Here is a 13,613-nt window from a genome sequence, read left to right as displayed (position 1 = left end):
GTCAGTGCTTCCTGATTTTCGGATTGAGGACCGCGTATAGGACATCGACGGTCAGGTTGATTGTGACCATGAACGCGGTGAACAGGACGATCATCGCCTGAACCACCGGGAGGTCTCCCGTGCTCGTGGCACTGACGAAGCCGCTGCCGAGCCCCGGCCATGCAAAAACGGGCTCGATCAGCGCAGAACCGCCAAGCAGGCCGCTGGCGGTAAAGCCCAGTGTCGTGACCATGGGGATAGCTGCATTCGGCAATGCGTGACGCAGAATGATCTCCCAACTGGGAATACCGTCAGCGCGCGCGGCAGCGATATAGGGCTGGCCGAGAACATCGATCAACGTCGAGCGCATAAACCGCGCGATAGCAGCAGCGTTGAATAGAGCAAACGTCGCGATCGGTAGGATCGCATGTCTCCACGTGGTGCTGCCTGAGCTCGGAAGTATGCGTAACCACACAGCGAATACGAAGATGAACACAAGACCCAGCAGGAAATTGGGAATGCTGTAGCCAAGCACCGCGCCCGCCATCACACCCTTGTCGACCGCCGATTCCCGTCGGACCGCCGCAAGGATGCCGGCGGGAACACCGATCAGGATGCTCAGAAGGAATGCCGACACGGTGACGAGAAGCGTCTTCGGTAGCCTCTCGCTGACGACGGTGAAGACTTCGCGCCCGTCGGCGAACGAAATCCCGAAATCGCCCCGCGATGCATTGGCGACGTAGATCAGGTATTGCTCCGGTATCGACCGATCGAGGCCCCACTTGGCATTGAAAGCGGCAAGAGCATCCGGGCCGGCGTTGTCCGACAGCATTTGCTGAGCGGGATCGCCACTCAGTCTCAGGACGACGAAAACGAGCGTGACAGTGAAGACGAGGACCACCAACGCTCTCAGGATCCGGGCGAGGATGAACGATGTCATAGCGCCAGTTCCTTTCGCTGCGGGGCGGCGATCGATCGTGGAAACTCTTCAGCGAGGTGGCACGCGGCCTGCTGCCGGCCAACCGTTCTCAGTTCAGGTGTATCCGTCGAACATCTGTCGATTGCGAACGGACAGCGTGACCGGAAGCCGCAGCCTTGGGCTATTTTCGTAGCATCGAGCTCTCCCTTGATCGGCGGCTCGACGTTGCGCACGCTCGGATCCATAGTCGGGACTGAGGCGAGCAAAGCCCTGGTATAGGGATGCCGTGGCCATTCGTAGACGGACTTGATGTCCCCAATCTCAACCACCCGCCCGAGATACATGACAGCGATGCGGTCCACGAGGTGGCGCACAATACGCAGGTCGTGCGTGATGAAGACGTAGGCCAGATCGAGTTCCTGCCAAAGCGAGCGTAGAAGTGCCACGACCTGTGCCTGTACCGATACGTCCAGTGCCGACACCGCCTCGTCGAAAATGACCAACTTCGGATCCAGGATCAGGGCGCGAGCGATAACAACGCGCTGCCTCTGGCCACCCGACATCTGATGGGGATAGCGGTCCATCATCGCGCTGGAGAGACCGACCCTTTCGAGCATCACGGCCGCACGTTCATACGCACCGGCGCGATCTGCGATGCGGTGGACCAGAAGGCCTTCGGTGATTTGTTGGCCAATTGTCATCTGCGGGTTCAGGGCGGACAACGGGTTCTGCTGAACCAGCGATGTGCGGATACGAAACTTCGTCCACTCCTGTCCGCTGCGATCCCTGTGATTGACACCCTCGAACCATACGTCGCCGCTTGTTGGGGGCGTCAGCCCGAGGAGGAGGCGACCGAGCGTGGACTTGCCGCTGCCCGACTCACCGACGACGCCGATACGCTCCCGTTGCGAGAGCTCGAATGTGATGGAGTTTGCAGCAAGCGGGCTCTCAGATTTGGCGAAGAACCCGGTCTTGTGACGGAAGGCCTTGGTGAGATCACGGGTTTGGAGCAGAGGCGTGTTCATGCGACCACCGGATGATAGCAGGAAGCCTCGTGGACGAGACCGATGTCGGCAGGCGCTGGGAAACGAACGGAACATTCTCCGCTCGCGCGCGAACAGCGCGGATGGAAATGACATCCCTCCGGAAGGCTATCAAGGAGAGGCACCGATCCCGGTATCGGGATGGGAGGATCGAGATCATCGGGATCGATACTCGGCATGCAGTCGATAAGCGCACGGGCGTAGGGATGCGCCGGTCGCTGGAGGAGTTCCGTCACAGGAGCGGTCTCGACGATCTTGCCGCAATACATCACTGCCGCCCGGTCCGCGAGGCGCGCAATGACACCGAGGTCGTGGGACACGATCATCAAAGCCATCCCTGTCTCGGCCCTGAGCTCTTCGAGCAGATGCAGGATCTGTGCCTGCATCGTCACGTCCAGCGCCGTTGTCGGTTCGTCGGCGATCAGTAGCTGGGGCTTTGCCGCGAGAGCATGTGCAATCATCACTCGCTGGTTCATGCCGCCCGAGAACTGATGCGGATAGGCGCGCAGTCGGCTTTTGGCACGATCAATTCCCACCCGTTCCAGCAAGCGCATTGCCTCGAGCCGGGCGTCACTTCCCTTTAGGCCCTGATGGCGCGATAGGGCAGTTTCCAGATAATAGCCAATTGTGTGAACCGGATTGAGGCTGCTCGTCGGATCTTGGAAGATCATCGCGATCGTCGGATCCTTCGAATGGGAGGAAGTGTTTTGATCACGTTCGAACCTCACGGTCCCCCCGGTGCGGGCAATGCCGCGTGGAAGCATGTTCGCGATGGCATAGCAGGTCATGCTCTTTCCGCAGCCGGACTCGCCCACAAGTCCCAGCGTCTGCCCGGCATCCAGGGAGAAGCTGATGCCGTCGATGATCTTTATTTTGCGAGCCGGGACCTCGACGACGAGATCTTGAACGGTCAGAAGCTTGGCCATGGACTGTCTCCCTGAAGCGGTGCACACGAATGCGCACCGCCATCACATTGGGTGCCGCTACGAGAAGCTGAGGTTGTTTCGGAACTCCATCATTTCGAAGCTGATGGGCTTCCAGTTGACGTCCTTGCGAGCGGCATAAACGTCGAAGGGCTGGTAGAGAATGACAGCGGGCGCTTCCTCTTCGAAGATATCGCGCATCCGGTTGTAGGCTTCGAAGCGCTCCTTGCCATCCGGCAACTGTGACACCTTCACACAGAGCTCGTTGAACTCCGCCGGAGCCTGCCATCCCCAACGCTTCTGAACCTGGCCCTTAGGTCCGAACTCGCAGACCATGGTGGCCCACGCATCGGTCATCCACTGGCCATTCGACCAGTTGCGGATGTAGCTGTCCGGATCCTTGGGAGCCGCGCCCGGGGCATAGATCTTGGGCACCACGTTGACACCGATCTGCTTCCACATTTCGATCATCATCATCAACGCCGGAACTGCGTTAGCGTAATAGTTGCCCATCGTGTGGTAGGTGATCGGCGTGCCGTCGTAGCCGCTTTCCTTCACCAGCCGCTTAGCTTCCTCGATGTTGTAGTCCAGTGGCCGGCGATCCGGATCGAAGGTCTTGCCGTAGTTCGGGAAGTTGAAACCGCGCGGGATCGTGGCTTTGTTCTTCCAGAGGGACTCGACCATGATCGGGCGGTTGACAGCCAGCGCGAGCGCCCGACGCAGCTCCTTCGACTTGAAGACGGGCTGGTTCATGTTGAAGGTGAACATGTGGAAGTTCTCGACAACGTTTCCACGCGTTTCCAGGTCGGAATAACCGTTGATCAGGTCCATGTCGTCAGGTGTCAGCGTCGTCACGATGTCGTACTCGCCGCTGATCAGGCCGGCGACGCGGGTGGCGGGCTCTGCCACGAGCTGGTAGGTGATCTTCGAAGCCATCGGCTTCGCACCCCAGTAGACGTCATTCGCTTCGAGGACAACACGATCGCCGGCGACGAGTTCGACGAACTTGTAAGGACCGGTTCCGATCGGCTTGCTACCGAAACCGACTGGTCCCAGGCTCTTGTAGTAGTCCTTGGGAACAATGCGGCCCATCCAGGACGCCACGTAGCTTTCCGTCAAATGACTTGGCGTCTTCGTGCGAAGAACGACCGTGTATTTGTCTTCGACAACGGGCTCGTCGAACTCGAGCGAATAGGCATTGCCGAGTGGTATCGTCTTGATCGCTTCCGGACCCCACAGACGCTCCGAAGAGAACGTGTATGCGACGTCGTCGGCCGTCATTTCCGCGCCATTGTGGAACATGACCTTCTGCCGAAGCTTGAAGCGGACGGCGTTATCATCGATGCGTTCCCAGCTCTCGGCGAGCGCGGGGATCAGGTTAATGCCGTTGCCCGGCGCACTGTCACCGAAGAAATCACGCACGATCAGTGTGTCGAAGATCTGATTGACGATCCTGGGGCCGACGTTGCTGATTGCGTTGACCGGCTCCAGCGTCGCGGGAAGGCCATTTACGCCAATGCGCAGCGCACGGCGTTCCTGTGCAAATGCAAATTTGAGGCTGGTGGTGGATGCAAGCGCTGCGACGCTTGCTCCGATGATGAAGTTCCTACGGCTGGGCGAAAGCATCTGTTGTCTCCTGCTTGGCAAGATGCTGTTGACGGGTATGGGGGTGTGCCTAGTTCGCGATGACGAACTTTTTCCGCAGCTTTTCGGGGGCTGCGTCGATAATCGATTTTATGCCGGCGTCGGTCACGACGACGCCGACATCCTCGATCTTTCCAATGACCGAAAGACTGGACTTCGTGAACTTCGAATGGTCCGCGACGACGATGGTGCGCCGGGACACTTCCATCATGACGCGGGCGATGCTCGCGTTGACCGGAGTGGAGGTGCAGATCACTCCGCGGTCGACATCGATGGACGCTGCATTGAGGATGAGTTTGTCGACGTTGAATTGGCGAATGAAATGTTCAGCCAGCGGACCACGGAAGGAGCGGTTCGTCTCGGAGTACTCGCCGCCTACGGAATAGATGCTCTGGCCCTCGACACGGGCGAGTTCCGCAACAATGTCGAGCCCATTCGATATCAGCGTGAGGCTTTTACGGCCGACTAACTTCTTTGCAACTTCCAGCGCGGTCGTGCCGGCATCCAAGAGCACCGTGTCGCCATCGACAATCATTCCGGAGACCACAGAAGCGATAGCTACTTTCTGCGGTTGGTTCCAAACGGCACGAGCCGCATTCGTCTTGTCTTGGGCTACTTGGTTGATGCCAACAGCGCCGCCGTGTGTCCTCCGCAGGAGTCCGACTTCTTCGAGTTCGCCCAAGTCACGCCGAGCCGTCGCTACCGAGATCTGGAAGTGTTCAGTGAGCCTGCCGATCGGCAGGAACGACTCCTCACGCAGCAGCTCTATGATTTTGGCTTGGCGATCCTGAGCCGCATTGAGCACCGACGCTTCCTTTCTTCGAAATGATCGACATCAATCAACGTATGAGCGAAATAGATCTTCGTCAAATGAAGGATTTATGACACGTTTTTCCAGTGGAGTAAGGGCTTTGGACGCGTTCCCGGCACGGCGATTAGCGAGGGAACACAGCGAACGCCAAGAACCAATAGCTGTTATGAGCGATATCGCTCACACACGCACAACCGGAAAGCCAGACACGTGGCGACTAGAAGAAAGATGGACCTGGAAGGTAAGGGATACGTTCAGGCCGAGCCGAGCCAGTGATCAGCCGAAATGGCGGCTACGACTTCATAAAGACATCATTGATGTATGGCCGGTAATGATTGTGGACCGTCATGTCCTCGGTCATCCGGCGACGGAGAGAGGTCATCTCAGCCACCTCGATTACCTATCTTGAGGCTGGGTTGCGAAAAACCAAATTCCCTCAGGCAGAGCATCAGGTAAACCACGCGCCAACTCCGCGGCTAGAGGTTTAGTTCAATCGGCATATCGGCTGCTCAGCGCGCTACATGCCGCTCCAAATCCGGCAGCGGGACCAGGCTTTTCCACCTTGTTCGGGTCGGTGCGGGCCGGTGTCGCCAGCCCATCGCTGAGGTTTGCGGGAAGATGCCCGCGATGCTGGCCGGAAATATAGAACATCTCACCCTCATGCACGATGAGGTGCTCTTCCAGCCGCGTTGATGGAGTCTCATGCGAGGCATGAAGAAGCGCCTTGGCGCGGGCGCCCGGCTGAATCGTCAGAAGATGCATGCAGATCTCCGTCGAGCCCACTGTCTCGGCGGCAATCCCCTTGAAATAGCTGAGGCCCTGTTTTCCGGCATAGGTGCTGCCGGGCCGCACAATACGGCAGGTGGGCTTCGATGAAACACTCATGGCATTGCTCCCTTGGAGCTCGTGGCCCAATACAAGTGCATCGCGGGCGGCGCAAAAATTTCTCGCCGAGTCGCCTGCGATGCGTCGAAGTCCTGCAGCGGGATGTCACGATTGCGTTTCATCACGATGTCCTACGCTCTCAACAATTTCTCGAGCATCGCTTCAAAGTGGCGTGTTCCGCATGGCTTTGTCTGTTTCAATCAAGACAATGGGTGGATGCCAGATGTATGTGAACGGTATATCTATTCTAAAGTGAAAGCCCTCCTGACATGGAGCGCTCTCGGTTCCGTGATCTTTCCAAAACCCTCGATCGCTCGTTATCCGCCTTCGGCAAAGGACCCGGTAATGGAACACCAAGCAATTCATTCAGTAAGGCTTGCTGTTCCGAATCTGTCAAATGGTCGCGTTCCGTCGAAAGTTCTGGCCGGCCTTCTGAGACGTGCGACAAGCCCGGTTCGCCAAACAATGACTGCGGATCAAAGCGCTCGCTTGTTGTAATGGTCGAATGATCGCGTTCCAAAGGCCCTTGAAAATGTTCATCGACTACACTCCCCGGCGCTGAACTCGTTCCCACCAGACTGTCTCTGGAAGCTTCACGGAAGCTGTCCTGAATGCGCCCGCCTGGTGCGGCATGTACTTCCAACGGCGGTGGGACTGGTACACTATGCAGGAAACTCAGGAGCTCTTGGTCGTTTGGATCCGACTGATGATTATTGATCGGGGATGAAGACACCGGCTGTGGTTGGGAATTCGCTCTATCGACCGAGAATTTCTGATCGGCGGATGGGTTTAGCGAGGCCCTCCGCGAGCCTAACACCCTTGTTCTTTCCGGGGATCCCGGAAACGACATCTCTGTTATTGGCCGGTTTGACAGGAAGAGATGTCCCGGCCTCTCACTGAGGTTTTTTTCTTCTTGCATTTCCCTTTCATTATCACGCTGGAGATTGATCGCCAGTGGCTCTTTGTACGACTTAGCCCCTTCCGCTCGAAAAGCTGGGTCTGAGAGACGCACATTTGACAACGGAGGTGGTGTTTGAGAATTGACCTGTCGCTCTGAGTTCGGTTGGCGAAACAAGGGTGACGTTTGTACAACGGCATCAATTGGTTGGCCTTGTGCAGGCACAACCTTAGTTTCGGCCTCGTCACGACGGCCGCCTCCAACAAAACTGACCGGATACGACTGCGGCGCTAAATGCACATTTGCCGCCTCCCGTAGAGGCGATATGGGGATAACTGCGCGCTTCTGCCAAGCCTTCCTATGCTCAATGGATTCCAAATTGCGCAGCTTCTGAGCGTCATGTTCTTGTTCACTTAGCGCCGTCAGTTTGCGACGAACCGTCACGCCAAGTATCTTTTTTGAGACTTTTTTGACATCAGCGTTCAAATACGCTGTTTCACTCTTGTAGATCTTACCGAAGGTATGCTTGGTGCTCTTCAATTGCCCGCTGGCATCATCGTAGACGGCCGATCGCTTATTGAAGAGCCGGCGGTGACTTGATATATCCCGGCCAAGTTCGTTGCCCTCCTTGTCTAGGAGGGAGCTATAAGATTTGCTGAATGCGCCACCAAGTTTTCGAATCGTCGTCCGAGAAGTTTGACGGTCCGCGGCTTTCGTTAAATTCTTCGAAAATCCGAGACGTTTGCTGCCGACGAGCTCGAGGTTGCCTTTGTCGTCCCGCTCAAAAATTTCCTGCTTGGAACCTTTTTGACGGGTTAGTTCACGAAAGACCCGGTTTTCCGGTCCGCTCCGATAGGGTGCGCTCACCTTCTCGGAAATCGGTTGAAAAAGCCTATTTCGGTTGACATGCCGCGTACGGATCAGCAGGCCATTTTCGTCTCGTTCCCATTTTTCCTCAAAGCGTCCGTGTTTGTATTTCACAAGCTTCGCGCGAAGTGTACCGTCCTCGGCATAGAGATGGCTGCTAACGCTTCTCCAGGTCTTCTTTTCGTGAAGACCCAAGTAAATATCGCCGGTTTCTGCGTTACGCTTCAGAACTTTCTTCGTTTTTCTTAGTATACCATGCTCGCGCGTTAATTCGTCTGGGCTGTCGACCCGAAGCCGTTTATTTCCAAGCATTTTATAACTTATTTCGCCTCGAAAGCCGGCGTCCAGCTTGTCGATTATCTGCATGTCGGCGGCATATTTTCGCTTCTGGTCCGGGGTTTCGAACCGGGCTAGCGTCCTTGTTGCCTCCTCTTCAGTAAGTAACGCCTTACGCGTTTGCTCAGAAAGCCGCTTAGCAGAACGGCGCATGTCAGCCGTAAGCGACTTCGCGACACTTTTTTTCGTCGTGTCGACCATTGTTGAACCCTTTCATTGGCATGTTTGAACTAGTGGGCTTCGTCACTGACGTGCTAGCAGGAAACCTACAGACTGTTTACGGTTGGACCACGCGGCCGGCTTTCGTAACTCCGCCGGCTGTCACTGATGGGTGGCAATGCTGGCTCTGGCCGGACAAAAGCACGTGAATATCTATCGGACGGTTCAGCGAGAAGCTGCGCTGCGTCGTTCGGCAATTTCATCATCAGGCGCTCATATTCCGCAACACTAGTGTAAGTGCCAGTTCTCTGACCCTTTTCATTGCGATCCGCTATCAGGACATCTTTTTGAGACAGTTGTTGCAATTTTTCCGAAGACAAATCTCGAACGTCACGTAAGTTCGGGCCCTCTGCAACAATAACCGCTGCCTGTGCGTCAAACTGCTCAAACTTGATACTATTCGCATGACTTTGCCGACCCATCGACACGGGCAGACCAACTCGATCCATCAGCTGGGTAAAGTGTTCCGGGTCGGAATACTCCAGTCTGGGAGGTGACATATAACGGTTTCCGTCGCGAGCAAGGACCTGAACGCGATCCCACAACTTTCCCTCTTTCAAGGCTTGCGCCCAAGGGGAACTGGGCATGTTTTGCAATAGGTAGTCAGCGCTTACATGACGATCGCGAGTCATCCCTCCCTGCCCATCTGGCTGCCTTCCCATATTCACAGTCGCAGCCGGAAATTGCCTGTTGTGAGCTCTGTTCTCGCCGGCGAACTCTGCGAAACGGATATCCGCACTGCCTCGCTCCCATGATTCCAAATATTTGGAGTCATGCATAATGCCAGACTTGGATTTCAGCTTGATCTCGGTATCACTGCCGTACTTATTTTTGATGGCGCGTTCGAATTCCTCAAATCGCTTGTTAGCGTAAGCGTCGCCGGCAAACCTATACGAGAAATGTATATCATTCTGCGGGGTCTTGATTAAAATATCGGGCAACAGAGAACCAGCTTGAAACTCGTGCTCGTAGCGCTTTTGAATTTCTCTGCGCCCATATTTCTCTGTTTGTATGTATCTATCCTCGGGCCTCAACTTATAATTTCGATCGAGCTTGATATTCTTGTCTGTTTGATAAAAAATTTCTGTGCCGGTGATACCCATCTCCGCGTGAGCTCGGTTCCAGACTTCCAACTTGTATTGAAAACGCGGTTTGCTCCGTTCTTTTGGCTCCAGCTTATGCAAGCTTGCAGCCAATTGTTCGGGAACATCAATCTTGTCGAATGCGAGGGGTGGGGGATAGTAGTTGCCGACCCCGTCCCTATAGAGCCGGCAGCTCGCATTGAATTCCGCCTTGGTGGGCAGATGATCGAGGTTACCTTTAACAGTACCTGCGAAGCTGTCTTGTCCGGTTTGCCGCACAAGAATATACTCGTCTGGGCGCCGATCATGGCCTGGTAAAGCCATATTCGCGAACAAGCTGGATAACTCATTTTCAACCCCAGACCGATTGTCATGGGCGCTGCTAAAAACATGGCTTGACTGAGAGCCGAGCAACTGCGCATCCAGGTGAGAGTTGATATCTTCCGTGTGGGTGGGGCTCCCGTGGATGTCGTGTGTGAGAATTTCGTAGCTGCCCGTCATCTCAATATCGGAAGTCGTGTTTGAATTCACGCCCGCTGTCCTCTGGCGCTTTAGATCGGCGACACCAGCATTTTTGACGTCGTGCTCGCCAGTCACATTGATATATTCATCGTTGCCGTCGGCCTTCGGATTCATCGTCTAACTCCTTTTAGCCAGCTAGGTTCTCTTCCGGGAGCGGGCAGTGAAGGACAAAATTCTCCAGTTCGATCATTTCGAGATCCAAACTCGTAAAACCATTCGGCTGGTGATTGTTGCTCAACTCCTCTGTGTGAATTTCTTGCGGCTCCTCAACCGCCAAGACAGGCCTGTTTTTATTCGCATTTAGTTTGATGATTGCCATATCGTTGTTTCTCCTACAGAAATTACGACGTTCCTAGCGCCTGCCGCTCCGGGCCTAAGCCCAACCTAAAAACATCGGACGGAAATTCATGAGCGCAAATTAGAGCTTTCTCCATCTTCACGGTCCCAAATGGCCTGGTGCGAGGCTGTTCCGGTACGCAGTTTCCATCTCGCTTCTTCAACCAAGTGTCCCTTAAAGTAAGTCACACCCTGAGATTGTCGGATTGCCTGCCAAGTGAACTTGACTATCGGCGGCAAGCGGTTCAGACGAAAGCCAGCTTGGGACGCAAGCGGTCCAATCAACATCAACCGTGCACAGTATTTCCAGACTCTTGCAACGGCAGTCTCTCTTCGGGCACAATCTAGACTCCGAATAGAAATGAGTTTGTGTTGAACCTACCATCCGAGCCTCAGTCATTAAACGAATATCGCGTTTCATATGTAACTCTCGCTAAATCACGGAGTTAGCGCGACTTTTTCAAAGAAGGCCGCAGGAGAAAGTGGCCGAGTAAACGGTGCCCCTGTGAATGATAGTCTGTCGGAATGCCACAATGAATTGTCATTCTGGATCCTACCGTCAGCGTTCACGGTGCTCCGCACGGCCTCGATCCCGCGGATCATAGACTCTTCGCTCGTCGTGCGGGATGGTATTGTCGTCCTTCGCGCTCGACGATTGAGCTTTCGAAGGTGACGCGCCTATCAAACCGGCGGTCCGGTCCAACGCAGAAACAAGGGCGGTTTTTTTCTTCCGCATACCAAGTGGTTTGGCGTCCAGATTCTTCTTGACGTCATATAGAGCCAAAAACTCCCGGTATACTTGCTGCTCACGCTCGAGAGTTGGCCATCTTCCGGTCAATGCGGTCTCTCGGGCAAGCACAGCTTCTGTTTGCCCACGGGGTCCAAGGTGCAGCAATTGAGGGGCTTGCTCTTTGCTGGGGGGTGAAAGGACAGGATCACGGCTCACCGTATAGTTATAGCTAGTTGTCGCGACCTGAATTGGCATGGTGACTCCATTGGGCGATTCACTTTGCAAACCATCGTTAGCGAGTTGATGCGCGTAGCCTAGCTGGTTCAACTGATACCCATTTGAAGCGGTCGCACCCTCCGCAGACGCAACAGGGTCCGACAGAGTTGCCCTTTGGTCTGAGCGATAGCTTGCATCATCTGGCCATCCGCGCCCAATCAGTCCGGTCCGTCTCCTGCCAGTGCCAACATGTTGGCGATGAAGCTCCTTGCATTCGAGGTAGGCAGGCATCGGCCTTTCCAGCCGCCGGCCCTCTTTTGTCGCCCGCAGGGTATTGTGGACAACCTTGAATCCGAAAATATGCTCCGACTCGTACTTCCCGGTCTCGGTCGCGAGCCGCGCTCGTTCATTTTTCCGACTTCCATAAGTACCAATATTGTCATTTCTCGAGCGCACGGCTTTTTCTGGCTGAGGGGATTGTATCGTCAAACAACCTTCATCGGACGACAATCCATTCGCGCTGGAAATCGCGTCATAGGCCGTTGCTGTGGCGGCTCGGTGGCTCTTGGTGCCGAGCCGCTTTACTTTGCTCGCACCCTCGAGGCGATTACTGCCGGCGATGATCGCGGTTTGGTCTGAATCCGGTCCAGAGGACCCGAAATTTAGTGTGCGCCTTGTTTCCAATTGTGCACATGCCGGGTTTTGCACGTGAGCCGTCTCTTGTGCTGCGTCACGTGCAAGACCGGGCCGGCGCGATGCCGGTTGATTATCCAAAATGGGAAGGATGTTCCTGGCTGTGCTTGCTTCCGATGGGGGAGCAACCGCCTCGCCATCCTCAAACGGATCATGTTCATCGAGAATCCAGGCCGACGGGTCGAGCTCTGCCAGACGCGCGTTCACCACCAGATTTTGCCACCGCGGCTGGGCTAGTTGCCTCCACCTTCCATACGCCTGACGTTCCGCATCCCCAAGCGACATTCCCTCATATACGAAGACTGAAGAAGGTATCTTCCCGATCGCCGGGTTCGAAACGGCATCGCCTTCAATAGCAGCTTGGCGTGCGTCTATGATAAGATCTTCCCAGGTGGGTCGGTCCGGCTTGCTCCAGCGATCATGCGCAGCGCGCTCGGCTGCTCCGAGCGCAACTCCATCGTACACAAAGGCACGCAACACCTGCTTGCCGTTAATTGGGGCGCCGGACATGCGCCCTGACTCGTTGGAAGCAACGTCCTTGCCCCGTTCGTGTTCGCACGACATCGAAGCAGAGTGCAATTCCGCGACGCGTGCGTCCACAACGAGGTCTTCCCATCCTGGCTGCGCGGGCTCGAGCCATTTTTCATACGCTAGCCGTTCCCCCTCCCCAAGCGGGACGCCCTCGTATTCGAAGACCGAGCTGTCATTTGATTCGTTGAGCCAGGTAGAACTGCCGATTGCCTGAAGACGGGCGTCAACTATCAGGTCTTTCCAGGATGGTGGTTGCGGTTTGCTCCAATTCTCATATGCTTCGCGCTCAGGTGAGCCGAGTCTCATCCCATCAAATTCAAATGGTTCAGGGAAACCGTCTTTTTTGTCAATCGAGCTTGTCCGCTTACGCTTAGGTGCATCGGATCTGAATTCCTCTTGAAGGCGACTATACTCATTCGGAATTGAAGTAGAGGTGTCTAGCTCTTCAATACGCGCGTTGACAACGAGTTCTTGCCAACTGGGCTGCCCCGGCTCCACCCATTCCTCGTAGGCACGCCGTTCCCCTCCCCCCAGAGGAACCCCCTCATAGACAAAAACCGAAGAGGTGCTTTCTCCGACATCGGATTTCCAAGCGGAACTGTCAATCGCATTCACGCGAGCGCTCAGTATCAGGTCTTTCCAACTGGGCCTGTCCGCTCTATCCCATGTCTCATAAGCGGACTGCTCGGCAGCACCCAGTCTCATTCCCTCATAAAAGAATGGCGCAGATGAATTTTCCCGGTGATCCGTTTGGCCGTCAGATGGGGAGCTAGCAAAACGGTTCAAAGGCTCTTTGGGATGAAGGACAGGCGTAACCCCGGCGTTAACCTCGAGCGAGTATTCAGCCCACTCGGCGAATCCAATTTTCGAGCTTCCCGACGGTTTCATGGCGATATCTCATTAAACAGCAACCTTCAGCGGTAGTAATGCATTCACGAAACATAACATCTGACGGCGCTAGCAAGACTCGATCCGATGC

Annotated in this window: 9 protein-coding genes and 1 pseudogene; all 10 read right to left on the bottom strand. The window is 55.4% G+C overall.

Annotated features, from left to right (window positions below; translation table 11 throughout):
- Position 1: 1 nt before the first annotated feature.
- The 10 genes and pseudogenes from J5286_RS22930 to J5286_RS22885 all read right to left on the bottom strand — a co-directional run bounded on the left by J5286_RS22930 (position 2) and on the right by J5286_RS22885 (position 13,522).
- Positions 2-919, bottom strand: a complete 918-nt coding sequence (locus tag J5286_RS22930; protein WP_174080845.1) for an ABC transporter permease — start codon at positions 917-919, stop codon at positions 2-4.
- Entirely contained in the window at positions 916-1,923 is a 1,008-nt protein-coding gene (locus tag J5286_RS22925; RefSeq protein ID WP_174158414.1) for an oligopeptide/dipeptide ABC transporter ATP-binding protein, read from the bottom strand. Before J5286_RS22925 ends, J5286_RS22930 begins: the two co-directional genes overlap by 4 nt.
- Complete coding sequence (locus tag J5286_RS22920; RefSeq protein ID WP_174080843.1) at positions 1,920-2,867, bottom strand: ABC transporter ATP-binding protein; 948 nt, start codon at positions 2,865-2,867, stop codon at positions 1,920-1,922. The genes J5286_RS22925 and J5286_RS22920 overlap by 4 nt, the downstream gene beginning before the upstream one ends.
- A gap of 57 nt (positions 2,868-2,924) precedes the next feature.
- Positions 2,925-4,490 carry an ABC transporter substrate-binding protein gene (locus J5286_RS22915; protein ID WP_209193643.1) on the bottom strand — a complete coding sequence of 522 codons (1,566 nt, stop codon included), beginning with the start codon at positions 4,488-4,490 and terminating at the stop codon, positions 2,925-2,927.
- A gap of 49 nt (positions 4,491-4,539) precedes the next feature.
- Positions 4,540-5,313, bottom strand: coding sequence for a DeoR/GlpR family DNA-binding transcription regulator (locus J5286_RS22910; RefSeq protein ID WP_174080841.1), 774 nt, complete (start codon positions 5,311-5,313; stop codon positions 4,540-4,542).
- 515 nt (positions 5,314-5,828) lie between these two features.
- Positions 5,829-6,204 (bottom strand): annotated as a pseudogene (locus J5286_RS22905) (cupin domain-containing protein).
- Positions 6,205-6,451: 247 nt separating this feature from the next.
- Entirely contained in the window at positions 6,452-8,506 is a 2,055-nt protein-coding gene (locus J5286_RS22900) for a virA/G regulated protein (RefSeq protein WP_174080951.1), read from the bottom strand.
- 65 nt (positions 8,507-8,571) lie between these two features.
- Positions 8,572-10,242: a type IV secretion system single-stranded DNA binding effector VirE2 gene (locus tag J5286_RS22895; RefSeq protein ID WP_174080950.1), complete on the bottom strand. Its 1,671-nt coding sequence runs from the start codon at positions 10,240-10,242 to the stop codon at positions 8,572-8,574.
- A gap of 13 nt (positions 10,243-10,255) precedes the next feature.
- Positions 10,256-10,447, bottom strand: coding sequence for a type IV secretion system effector chaperone VirE1 (gene virE1, locus J5286_RS22890; RefSeq protein WP_042474821.1), 192 nt, complete (start codon positions 10,445-10,447; stop codon positions 10,256-10,258).
- Positions 10,448-11,023: 576 nt separating this feature from the next.
- The gene (locus tag J5286_RS22885; protein ID WP_174080949.1) at positions 11,024-13,522 is read right to left on the bottom strand and encodes a virA/G regulated protein; all 2,499 of its coding nucleotides are present in this window, start codon (positions 13,520-13,522) and stop codon (positions 11,024-11,026) included.
- Positions 13,523-13,613: the final 91 nt, after the last annotated feature.

The organism is Rhizobium sp. 16-488-2b (assembly GCF_017741815.1).
In the GTDB taxonomy this organism is placed as follows: Bacteria; Pseudomonadota; Alphaproteobacteria; order Rhizobiales; family Rhizobiaceae; genus Rhizobium.
This window is presented reverse-complemented; position numbering and strand designations above follow the sequence as displayed.